11 protein-coding genes are annotated in these 10,643 nt (G+C 46.7%); 3 read left to right on the top strand and 8 right to left on the bottom strand.

Annotated elements, in window-relative coordinates:
* The coding region (dnaN, locus tag B3M51_RS04195; RefSeq protein ID WP_292757039.1) for a DNA polymerase III subunit beta at window positions 1-822 on the top strand (822 nt) is incomplete at its 5' end.
* A gap of 73 nt (window positions 823-895) precedes the next feature.
* Here the strand turns inward: dnaN and B3M51_RS04190 are convergent.
* Genes B3M51_RS04190 through hemC form a run of 4 tightly spaced genes read right to left on the bottom strand, consistent with a single transcriptional unit; the run spans window position 896 to window position 4,805 of the window.
* Complete coding sequence (locus B3M51_RS04190) at window positions 896-2,098, bottom strand: heme biosynthesis HemY N-terminal domain-containing protein (protein ID WP_292482827.1); 1,203 nt, start codon at window positions 2,096-2,098, stop codon at window positions 896-898.
* Entirely contained in the window at window positions 2,095-3,129 is a 1,035-nt protein-coding gene (locus tag B3M51_RS04185) for a uroporphyrinogen-III C-methyltransferase (RefSeq protein ID WP_292482828.1), read from the bottom strand. Before B3M51_RS04185 ends, B3M51_RS04190 begins: the two co-directional genes overlap by 4 nt.
* Window positions 3,119-3,886, bottom strand: coding sequence for a uroporphyrinogen-III synthase (locus B3M51_RS04180; RefSeq protein WP_292482830.1), 768 nt, complete (start codon window positions 3,884-3,886; stop codon window positions 3,119-3,121). The genes B3M51_RS04185 and B3M51_RS04180 overlap by 11 nt, the downstream gene beginning before the upstream one ends.
* Entirely contained in the window at window positions 3,876-4,805 is a 930-nt protein-coding gene (gene hemC / locus B3M51_RS04175) for a hydroxymethylbilane synthase (RefSeq protein WP_292482832.1), read from the bottom strand. Before hemC ends, B3M51_RS04180 begins: the two co-directional genes overlap by 11 nt.
* Before the next feature lie 119 nt (window positions 4,806-4,924).
* Here hemC and argH point away from each other — a divergent pair, with 119 nt between their 5' ends.
* Together argH and B3M51_RS04165 are read left to right on the top strand one after the other, a co-directional pair.
* The gene (argH, locus tag B3M51_RS04170) at window positions 4,925-6,307 is read left to right on the top strand and encodes an argininosuccinate lyase (protein WP_292482834.1); all 1,383 of its coding nucleotides are present in this window, start codon (window positions 4,925-4,927) and stop codon (window positions 6,305-6,307) included.
* 91 nt (window positions 6,308-6,398) lie between these two features.
* The gene (locus B3M51_RS04165) at window positions 6,399-7,724 is read left to right on the top strand and encodes a DUF5924 family protein (RefSeq protein WP_292482836.1); all 1,326 of its coding nucleotides are present in this window, start codon (window positions 6,399-6,401) and stop codon (window positions 7,722-7,724) included.
* On the opposite strand, the gene B3M51_RS04160 is transcribed toward B3M51_RS04165, so the two are convergent.
* Genes B3M51_RS04160 through B3M51_RS04145 form a run of 4 tightly spaced genes read right to left on the bottom strand, consistent with a single transcriptional unit; the run spans window position 7,721 to window position 10,234 of the window.
* Complete coding sequence (locus B3M51_RS04160; RefSeq protein ID WP_292482838.1) at window positions 7,721-7,936, bottom strand: hypothetical protein; 216 nt, start codon at window positions 7,934-7,936, stop codon at window positions 7,721-7,723. The genes B3M51_RS04165 and B3M51_RS04160 overlap by 4 nt on opposite strands.
* 26 nt (window positions 7,937-7,962) lie before the next feature.
* Window positions 7,963-8,313, bottom strand: coding sequence for a DUF3325 domain-containing protein (locus B3M51_RS04155; RefSeq protein WP_292482840.1), 351 nt, complete (start codon window positions 8,311-8,313; stop codon window positions 7,963-7,965).
* Window positions 8,313-9,956 (bottom strand): PepSY-associated TM helix domain-containing protein, encoded by a 1,644-nt coding sequence (locus B3M51_RS04150; protein WP_292482842.1) that lies wholly within the window; start codon window positions 9,954-9,956, stop codon window positions 8,313-8,315. Before B3M51_RS04150 ends, B3M51_RS04155 begins: the two co-directional genes overlap by 1 nt.
* The gene (locus B3M51_RS04145) at window positions 9,953-10,234 is read right to left on the bottom strand and encodes a DUF3649 domain-containing protein (protein ID WP_292482844.1); all 282 of its coding nucleotides are present in this window, start codon (window positions 10,232-10,234) and stop codon (window positions 9,953-9,955) included. Before B3M51_RS04145 ends, B3M51_RS04150 begins: the two co-directional genes overlap by 4 nt.
* Between the last annotated feature and the right edge of the window lie 409 nt (window positions 10,235-10,643).

Below are 10,643 nucleotides of genomic sequence, written 5' to 3'. Positions count from 1 at the left end.
AAATCACTGGTTCGGGCAGGAAAAAGTCGTTTTTCGTTAGCCACACTACCGGCGACAGACTTTCCGGACAGCGAAGGTGCAAATTACCTTGATCAGCTGACCGTCCCCCAATCAGCATTAAAAGATCTGCTGGATGAAACCAGTTTTGCCATGGCCAGCCAGGATGTACGGTATTACCTGAATGGTCTGTTGCTGGAACGCGAAGAAAACATCTTGCGTGCGGTAGCAACAGATGGTCACCGACTGGCATTGGGCAGCATTGAAACAGCAGAAAAAACCAACGAAAAACACAGTGTCATTGTGCCGCGTAAAGCGATTTTAGAACTGGGACGTTTATTAGGTGATGTTGCTGATAATGTGACCCTGGCGATCAGCCCCCAGCAACTTAAAGTCGAACTGCCGGATATGCATTTCACTTCCAAGCTGATTGATGGCCAATTTCCTAACTACGAACGCGTCTTACCCGTCGGTGGTGATAAAGAAGTCATTGCCGAACGGGATGAGCTTAAACAAGCATTATCCCGGGCTTCGATTCTGGCCAATGACAAACATCGCAGTGTAAAGTTGAATCTCAGTAACAACCTGCTTAAAGCCACCGTTACCAATCAGGAACAAGAATCCGCTGAGGAAGAACTGGCAGTGGAATACAGCGGGCCGGATTTGGAAATCGCTTTTAATAATGCGTATCTGCTGGATCTGCTCAACGCCATTCCTGATAACAAAGTAAAACTGTTATTTACTGATGAAAACAGCAGTGCGTTGATTACCCCAAATGATCCAAAATTTACACGGCAATATGTGGTTATGCCGATGCGGCTGTAACGAATTTATGGAGCCACACAAAAAAACGGCGCTTTGAGCGCCGTTTTTTTATTACTGACAAGCTGCGTTTGTCCTAAATAACTTTATTTGGATTATTCTGCAGCATGACATCCAGACCCTGTTTATAAATATTGGCTGCAGCATCACGTTTATCCTGGGCCATTAATACTTCCGCCAGCGCCTGATAGGTTTCCCCGCGAGGACCATGCTCAATACTGGCCCGTAGATAAGCTTCTGCCTTGGCCCACAGTTTATTGGCCTGCGCCAGTCTTCCCAAGGTCAGTAATAACCAGGGGTTTTCTTCACGTTGTTTTAACCACTTCTCGGCCGTAGCCAGACGTTTTAATAAACCGCCCTGCAGAATTTTGCCATACTGATAAATCAGTGCATCACTCCAGTTTTTGCGTAAATATTCTTCAATCAATTGCATTGCCTGCTGTTGCTCACCCTGCAATAACAAACCATTTACATAGGTTTTCAATACTTGCTCAGATTGTCTGATTTTCGCCGGAGATTGCAGCCATATCTGTTCCATTCGCTGCCATTCCTGACGTATCAATGCATTTTGCAGCTGTCCCACAGTGGCTTCTGCCGACAAAGCATTGGCTGAGCTGGCATCCAGAACATGTCGCTTACGCAAATCGGGCAATACCGATTGCACTTCCTGCCATTGATCAGTTTCCTGATAAAGCTGCTGCAGAAGTTGTAAAACATAGGGGTGTTTAGGCGCAACTTGACGCAGATGCTGCAAGGTAGCTAATGCCTGTTCTTTCTGACCAGCCGAAAGTTGTAATTCTGCCTGTACTACACCAACAGCAATATCAGCGCTGGGGGTCGTTTCGTGGGCCAGTTTCAGATAGGAATCACGCCGCTCTGGCGCCTGTTGTTTCTGTGCAGCCCGTGCAGCTGCCAGATAATGCAATAACGGCGTCTCGCTGTTGCCAGCATGGCGCAGTAACAATCGTTCAGCTTCTGCCCAACGACCTTCTTCGAGCGTTATCAGACCGTTGGTTAACGCTTTAGTAGCACGTTTATGACGCTGATTTTCCTGCCATTGAGACAGGCGGTTTGGTGTACTTTTAATGACCGCCAGACTGCGCAGCGTAAAATAAACCAATAACAGCAGAATCAACCAAGCCACGCTAAATACAATCAACGAGGTTTCCAGCGTCCACTGTCCGTATTGCACCAATACAAAGCCTGGCTCAAAATCAGCCAACCAGACAAAAACACCGCCTAATGCCAGCGCAATTGCAATAATAATCAGCCATTTCATGGTTCAAATCCTTTCAACCAGCGAAGTGATCCCGAAATATCCGGTGTTTCAATACTTATGGCCTGGTTCTGCATGGCTTGCAGACTTTCCAGCATCGCATCGCGATGATCGCCCACAAAATACTGTTCAAGCCAGCTGCTGGCTGATTGCAGACTCTGCTCAAACATACGCTGATTACCTGAAAGCGCAGCAAAGCGAGCGGTCTCCAATTGCAAGCGCAGGTTCTGATACAGGAAGTAGCGTTGTTCAGGCATTAATACTGCCGCCGGGGCATCCTCCTGCTGACGAATAACCACCAGTGAACGTATCTGCGTCCAAATATCAGCAACCGCTTCCCGCCAGGCTGATTGTTGTGTTACTTCTGTTTCAGTTTCGTCGTAAAAAGACTGTTTAGGGCCAGTAACAACACGTAGCTTATCAATTGAGCCTATCAAACCCAGCATATCGGCAGCAATTCCCGCCACATCAGCGTCTCCCGCCGCTTCAAGAGCCAGCTCTTCCTCTGCAATAAGTTCCCGCAAGGGTTGCATACGATAGTCACCAATTTCACGGATTTGTTGATCAGCCAGTGATAAGGCAAGCGCTGCCCCACTGGTATCATTCGCCAACAAAGCGCGCTGATTGGCAAGATTGAGCAAATAACGGATTTCCGCCAATGCCCATTCGAGCTCGATTTCCTCAGTGGTTAACGGTGACTGGTTTTGCAGCTTGGTCAGTACGTCACCCTGTTCAAGCTGCGTTTGTTTGAATGTCGACAGTTGATTGTTTAATTGGCGCTGGCTGTTGGTCAGTTGCGAAATATCCGTTTCAAGTTCGGCAATTTCATCAACTCGACTTTCCACATCCACCAGTTGCTGTTTCTGCTGCCATACCAGCCAAAGTGCGCCAGCCCCTGGCAACGTTATCAATATCGCTAAAATAATTAGTAGCACCCACTTTACTGAAACCGTCTTTTTAGGTGTTTCTGAGACATTTTTTTCAGTTTTTTTGGCGGGCTTTTCGACCTGCTCAGATTTGCTGTTAGGCTCCATGATCTGATCCCATTTCTATAAGTCGCTGAATGATTGCACCATCACTGGCATCTAGACTGACATGCACCTGTTTAAATCCTTGTTCCAAGGCAAAAGCCTTGATTCGTTCACTGACTACCAACAAAGGTTTTTGCAAAATCTGCGGGCAGCTGGCTGATAATAAACTTAACAGGTTTGTCACACCATTGGCACTGGTTGCTGTCAACCAATCGGCTGAACAGGCTTGTTGTTGAAGTTCGGACGATACCGTCGGTAATTGTCGGCGGTAAACTTCCAGATAACTAATATTAGCACCTCTGGCACGCAACGTATCTGCCATCAGCTCACGTCCACCTTCACCCCGCACAATTACGACATGCTGATGAGCCATTTGTTGCCATTGGGGTAACTGCAGCAAACCTTCACTGCCGTTTGATAGCTCAGGCTGTAAATCGACCGTTAAACCGTTTTGCCGCAATGCCTGCGCCGTGCCCTCGCCTGCAGCGACCAATTTAACATTGGCTGGCAATGGTAGCGGAAGATCCTGCAGAAAATGTTCAACAGCATTACGGCTGACAAATACCAGCCAATTGGTTTGTTGCGGATTCCATTCGCCCCATTGTTTAACATCAATAGTCGTAATTTCAATCACCGGAAAGACTATCGCCTCTCCCCCCTGCTGTTCAATCAGATCGACCAGTCCAGACACCTGTCGAATCGGCCGTGTTACTAAAATCTTGCGGCCTTGCAATGCCAGAGCCGAATGCTCAGGCATCATAAACGTCAGCCAGAATTTTATCAGCGCCCTGATTAAGTAACATCTCACCTAATGTTAAGCCAAGTTGTTCGGATTCACTGGCCTTGCCGCGAATTTCCTGCTGCAGCATCTCGGTTCCGTCAGGACGACCCACCAGCCCTCGAACCCAGATATCATCACCATTTAATATGGCGTAGCCACCGATTGGGACCTGACAGCCCCCTTTTAAGCGACGATTTAATGCCCGCTCTGCTTTGACAGTGATTGAGGTCAGCTCGCAATTAAGCGGGGCAATTAACGCATTCATTTCGTCATCATTGATACGGGTTTCAATACCTAGTGCGCCCTGTCCAATCGCAGGCAAACTTTGCTCTGGCGTTAAGGCACTGCGAATACGCTGATCAAAACCCAATCTTTCTAAGCCGGCTTTGGCCAGTATAATCGCATCAAAGTTACCTGCATCCAGCTTGGCAAGACGGGTATTTACATTGCCGCGCAGCGGTACAATTTTCAAATCCGGTCGGTAGTGACGAAGCTGACATTCCCTGCGCAGACTGGAAGTACCCACAACGGCACCCTCAGGTAAATCATCAACGTTTTCAAAATGATTGGAAACAAACGCATCATGTGGATCATGGCGTTCGCAGATCACTGGTAAGTGCAGACCTTCCGGAAACTCCACCGGAACATCTTTCATTGAATGCACCGCAATATCGGCTTCACCGGCCAGCATGCTCTGTTCCAGTTCTTTGACAAACAAGCCTTTGCCGCCCACTTTGGCCAGTGGAGTATCGAGAATAATATCGCCCTGGGTTTTGATACGAACCAGTTCGATATTCAGATGTGGATGTAACGCCAACAAACTGTCACGGACAAACTCGGCCTGCCAGATGGCAAGAGGACTGCGACGGGTAGCAATTCGAACAGTACGCTGACTCATGAAACAAAAATCCACATTATAGTTAACAGTGTTGTCGATTCTAACATTTTCCCCTGCGGTTCCACGAACAGCCGCGTTATAATGCGGTCTTTTTCTGCCAGCAATCACAGGCCCGTGCCATGACCGCATCTGATAAAAAGCTTTCTTCCGCCCGCCTCACCCAGCCAACTAATAAGTTCGTTGAGGAATTCACTGCATCGGTGATGTTTGATAAACGCATGTATCAGCAGGATATTCAGGGTTCCGTCGCGCATGCCACCATGCTCTGTAAAGTGGGCGTTTTAACGGAAACTGAACGCGATCAAATCATCACTGGCTTGCAGCAGATTGAAAGCGAAATCGATAACGATCAGTTTGAATGGTCGATTGCACAGGAAGATGTGCATATGAACATCGAATCCAGACTGATCAAACTGATTGGCGAAGTCGGCAAAAAACTGCATACCGGTCGGTCACGTAATGATCAGGTGGCAACCGATGTGCGTTTATATCTGCGCGATATGATTGTGCCTGTTCGAAGTGAATTACAGCGACTGCGCTCTACCTTGCTGGATGTGGCTGAACGTGAATTCGATACCATCATGCCTGGCTTTACCCATCTGCAAACTGCACAGCCTGTCACCTTTGGTCATCATATGCTGGCCTGGTTTGAGATGCTCAGCCGTGATCTGGAACGTCTTGATGACTGTACTAAACGGGTCAACAGCCTGCCATTAGGTGCTGCAGCATTAGCCGGAACTACGTTCCCGATTGATCGTGAATACACGGCTGAATTACTGGGTTTTGAACGTATCTGTCGCAACTCGCTGGATGCGGTCAGTGATCGCGATTTTGCCATTGAATTTAACAGCTTCGCCTCACTGCTAATGATGCACCTGTCGCGGTTCTCAGAAGAATTGATTATCTGGTCCTCGGCCCAGTTTGATTTTGTTGATCTGGGTGATGCGTTTTGTACCGGCTCATCAATCATGCCGCAAAAGAAAAACCCTGATGTGCCGGAACTGGTGCGCGGTAAAACCAGCCGGGTTTACGGCAATCTGTTTAACCTGCTAACGCTGATGAAAAACCAACCATTGGCGTACAACAAGGATAATCAGGAAGATAAAGAACCGCTGTTTGACACCATCGACACATTGCTTGGCTCGTTACGTGTCTATGCCGATATGCTCGCAGTAATCACCGTCAAAAAAGACAATATGCGTCTGGCGGCTCTGAAAGGTTATGCCACCGCCACCGATCTGGCAGACTATCTGGTGCGTAAAGGCGTTGCTTTCCGTGATGCCCATGAGGTTGTTGGTCTGTCAGTTGCCTATGCGATTAAACATCATAAGGATCTGTCGGCGTTAACGCTGCAGGAACTCCAGCAATTCAGCGCTCAGATCGGCGATGATGTATTTTCAGTATTAACCCTGGAAGGCTCAGTGGCAGCTCGGAATCATCTGGGTGGAACCGCTCCGGAACAGGTTAAAAAAGCTATTCAAACCGCCCGTAACGAACTGTAACTATTTTTGTGAATCAGTAGTTTTCAGATAGTCGTTATCACAAATTAATGATCGCTATTTTGCTTTTTTACTCACCGGTGTTTCCGCTCAAATGGCGTCATTAAAATCGTTTGTATTTGCTCTGATTGAACTGGCCAAACGCTGGCCTTGGTTGATTGCTGGAATTGGTTTTATTTCCGGTCTTGCCAGTTATTTTCTGGTGGAACGCAAAGAATCATTGGCGCAGGTCATCGCTATCCTGATGTTGGTCAGCTGGGTGTTTCTGGTATTGGAAAACTGGCTGAGGGAAAGTTTTAAAAGCCGCTTTGGACTCAATATTCCACCCGCTTTAATGCATTATCTGACTCAATTAGTCCATCAGGAAAGTTTGTTTTTTGTGTTGCCGTTTTTTCTTGCCGTCACCACTTGGAATCACACTCAGGCAGGGTTTACCGCTTTATTGATTTTATGTGCTCTGATCTCCGTGATTGATCCGCTGTATTACAAACAACTGGCACCGCGTCGATCTTTATTTGTTATTTTCCATGCGCTGGCTTTATTCGCTGTATTACTGGTTGCTCTACCCATCTTGCTACAGCTGACTACCGGTCAAAGTCTGGCGTTTGCTCTGATTGCTTCCCTGTTGTTCAGTCTGCCGAGTTTAGTGAAATTTATTGCCAATGGTCGCTGGTGGCGACGGCCGTTAATGATGTTAATGTTGGCCGCTTTAGCCGCTGTTTTGTGGCAGGTCCCCAGCTTAGTCCCACCCGCAGCATTGCGATTAACTGAATTTAATCTGGTACAACAGGTTGATCGTGAACAACGCACGCACAGCATTCATATTAATCGCCTTGATGTGCAATCCCTGAAACGCGATGGCATATATGCGTGGACAGCAATCCGCGCACCGCGCGGCTTGCAGGAAAAAATTCATCATCTGTGGATTCATAACGGTAAACAAGTCGATCGAATCACGCTGAATATTGAAGGCGGCAGTGAGCAAGGCTATCGGGCATGGACCCAGAAATTGAACTTCCCAGAGGATCCGGTCGGTAAGTGGCAGGTAAAAGTAGTTACGGATTCAGGACAGCTGATCGGTATCAAACGCTTTACCGTTGAAGCCAGCATTGATGAACGGGAAAGTCTGCTTGAGCGTCTTAAACCGCCATTCTTTCATGAGCCAATCGAAGATCAGCAGAACATTGAAGATACTGACGACATTCAACAACCAGAGAACACTGAAAAACAAGAAAGCCTGTATGAACGTCTGGCGCCACAGTTTATTCAGGAGATGACCGAAAGTCAGAAGACTCCTGAAGAATCAGAGAAAGTTCAACAACAGGAGAGTACTCAAATTCAGGCCCCCCCTGAAGAACCGGAAAATACCGAAGAGCTAAAGAGCACTGAAGAACAAGAAAACGTTGAACAAAAGAATTAATCCTTTTGTTTGACGCCAAGAAACGAAGCAATCGTTAAAAATACCAGCCAAACCAGGTAGCTTGGCAACCAGACTGTCCACCAGCCCACTTCCAGTGGTGAGGATGAAAGCGGATCGATATAAAAGTAGGCATAAAGATTCAATGCCAGGTTAATCAGTAAACCTATAATCCCGATATAACTTAATATTAAATCCAGCCTGATTTTCTTCATAAAAACTCCATGAATCAAATTCGAGATTAATTGAGCCACAAAACGATACAAGTAGATAAACCAATCAAAGCCAGAAGAAGCGCTTTTGTTGCTGCAAAGCGTGGCCAGTAAGCCAATAAACCGACCCATATCAGCGCCGCCACCGATAGCAGCCCCAGCCAGACAACAATGCCCACCACAACACCCCACATACTGATAGCAGGCCATAAGGAAACTATCAGTAGCATAGTAGAAGAAATTCGCAATAGACGAGCCCGACTGACAGATAATTTAGCTGAGTTTAATTGTGAGTAGTGTCTGGGCATCGCCAGACTCAAACCCGCCATACCGGCATAACATAATGCTGTTGCGAGCAACATCATCAGTAACATTTTCATTACGCTGCCTCCGACTTGGTTTTATAACTATTGGACTTTCGTGACGTGGCTTTATGTTGTTTGCTTTTCAGTATTTTGACGCAGCAAACGCCCAACACACCGAACAACACGACGGTTAATTCCAAGCCGACATTCAGCCAGTCACCCTCAATGAAATAGCTGATTAAATGTTGTCCTGTCGTCAGCCAGTTGAGGATGGGCAGTAATAAACATAACGTAGAAAATGTCGATAACTGCTCTATCCAGGCTCGAGAAGCGGGTCGTAATGCTGCATGTAATAAGCTGCCCAGCCAAATGAAGAAAAACAGTTTGATTTCCCAGCTGGCGCGCTCCGCTACATCCAATGGCAACAGCCGATTCACCCAAAAATACGCCACACAGGCGATCATTAATCCGCTGATAGCGCTGATATTAAGGACTTCAATGGCACGGTAGACTTTTGGTGTTTGCGTCCCGAACTCATTCAAGGATTTTTGCCGGCGTTTCACCATAAACAGAATGGCGCCGGTGGCCATCATGATGGTGCCAGCCATGCCCAGAATAAAATAAATCCAGCGAACGGTATAACCGCCAAAATTGGCAAAATGTAGGGTCCGCATAATACGTTGAGCGGCAAAGGCATTGCTTTTATCAAATGTTTCAGGTGCTTCGATATGAATCATTTCACCGGTTACCGCATCAAAAATAACCTGACCGGAACTCAAAAAGAGTAACCGTCCAGTATTTTTCTCCTGCTCAAACAAGCCAAAGACTTTAGCGACCGCACTACTGTCACCGGGATGCTCGACACTGATAAAACTTCCCGGTTTCTCCATTAACGCTTCACCCTGTTTAAACAACTCGGTCAACGATAAAACATCAGCTTCAATACCTGTCTCTGGGCGATGCTCGGGTTGGTTGAACACCTCGGCAAAGAAACTCTGTGGTTTGTCATAATTGGCCAATACTCCGGCTGGCATATAGATCGACACAAAGATCACCAGCCCGCTGTAGGCAATCATCAATTGAAATGGCAACGATAAAACTGAAGAGGCGTTATGTGCATCGAGCCAGCTACGCTGACCTTTACCCGATCTGAAGGTAAAAAAATCTTTAAAGATACGTTTGTGAATAATGATGCCGCTGACCAAGGCCACCAGCATGATCATGGTAAAAAATCCCACCAGCCAGATACCGGTCATACCGGCATGAAACTCAAAATGCATATGGACAAAGTGATGACCACCCTGAGTCTCACGCTGTTGCTGTTCAGGAATCAATTCACCGCTAACAGGATGTAACCGGCGCTGCTGAATCTCAGCATTGTCATCTTCCCAGGATAAACCTATTGCTGGATCGGCCTCACTGGGCAACCGTATGCGCCAAAAATGGCTTTGGGGAGCGGCCTTTCGCAGAAAGTTTTCACCTTGAGTGACTGCAGCCAAGCGTTGCTCCTGAGTACTGGTTGCGGGATCAAATTCACCGATTAATTCCCGCTCAGGCGTCATCCAATGGGTGATAGCATCATCAAAAACACCTATTGTTCCCGTCAAGAAAATGGCAAATAATGCCCAACTGGCAACTAAGCTTCCCCAGGTATGCAACCAGGCCATCGATTGACGGAATCGTCCTTGTTCAATACTTACATCCGTCGATTTGCTCATCGTAACCACTCCGTTAACAACAAACCTAAGCCGCCAATAATTACTGTTGCACCTATCATCCCTATCCAGGCACGTTTGGCATTTTTAACCGCAAATATCCAGATGACCACGGCGGTGTACACAGCAAAGCTCAGTAATGCGCTGGTAATAACGGCATCGGCACGGGATAAAGGCAAAATCGCGGCAATCAAAATCATCACAGCCGAGGTCAACAAATAGCCACCTAATGTAGCGGCCAGCACCAGTGAAAAAATTCGGCCAGAGTAAGACAGGGTCATATTGGGGTGTTCCATACACGGTTTTTAGCTAGGGTCTGTTGATAAAAGATCAGAAATTTTCACTGACTTATTTAAAGTCGAATAAAAACCCTTAAAGGTCCATTAATCAGGAAGAGTGGTTTTTAATATTCGTCATTAATGCGATAGATTATCGTTTGCATTCGTAATTAACAAGTTTCGCTTTTACGGTACCTTATTAAAAATGCTTTGAAGTACGATCAGAAAACAGTTTTACTCAGGGCTTGTTTATCTTTCATCTCCGCCTCTGTTGTGAGCTGAAAAAGCGTCAATCAAGGCACGAGGAGCGATTTTTGTGAAATACATCCCTGTATTTCACCGCTACACGGCCAGCAAAGCTGTTCAAATGAGTTCCAGACTCATTTGTAAATCACTTATGTAGGATGGCTAC

It is taken from the genome of Methylophaga sp. UBA2689, from assembly GCA_002354555.1.
In the GTDB taxonomy this organism is placed as follows: domain Bacteria; phylum Pseudomonadota; class Gammaproteobacteria; order Nitrosococcales; family Methylophagaceae; genus Methylophaga.
Note: the sequence above shows the minus strand (reverse complement) of the source record. Positions and strands in the feature narration are given on the sequence as shown.

What these genes read in the sequence shown, in the direction of transcription:
- B3M51_RS04165 (WP_292482836.1), top strand. Translation starts at nt 6,399, where the DNA reads ATGGCGTCATTAAAATCGTTTGTATTTGCTCTGATTGAACTGGCCAAA.
- hemC (WP_292482832.1), bottom strand. Translation starts at nt 4,805, where the DNA reads ATGAGTCAGCGTACTGTTCGAATTGCTACCCGTCGCAGTCCTCTTGCC.
- B3M51_RS04150 (WP_292482842.1), bottom strand. Translation starts at nt 9,956, where the DNA reads ATGAGCAAATCGACGGATGTAAGTATTGAACAAGGACGATTCCGTCAA.
- B3M51_RS04190 (WP_292482827.1), bottom strand. Translation starts at nt 2,098, where the DNA reads ATGAAATGGCTGATTATTATTGCAATTGCGCTGGCATTAGGCGGTGTT.
- B3M51_RS04160 (WP_292482838.1), bottom strand. Translation starts at nt 7,936, where the DNA reads ATGAAGAAAATCAGGCTGGATTTAATATTAAGTTATATCGGGATTATA.
- B3M51_RS04145 (WP_292482844.1), bottom strand. Translation starts at nt 10,234, where the DNA reads ATGACCCTGTCTTACTCTGGCCGAATTTTTTCACTGGTGCTGGCCGCT.
- B3M51_RS04155 (WP_292482840.1), bottom strand. Translation starts at nt 8,313, where the DNA reads ATGAAAATGTTACTGATGATGTTGCTCGCAACAGCATTATGTTATGCC.
- B3M51_RS04185 (WP_292482828.1), bottom strand. Translation starts at nt 3,129, where the DNA reads ATGGAGCCTAACAGCAAATCTGAGCAGGTCGAAAAGCCCGCCAAAAAA.
- argH (WP_292482834.1), top strand. Translation starts at nt 4,925, where the DNA reads ATGACCGCATCTGATAAAAAGCTTTCTTCCGCCCGCCTCACCCAGCCA.
- B3M51_RS04180 (WP_292482830.1), bottom strand. Translation starts at nt 3,886, where the DNA reads ATGATGCCTGAGCATTCGGCTCTGGCATTGCAAGGCCGCAAGATTTTA.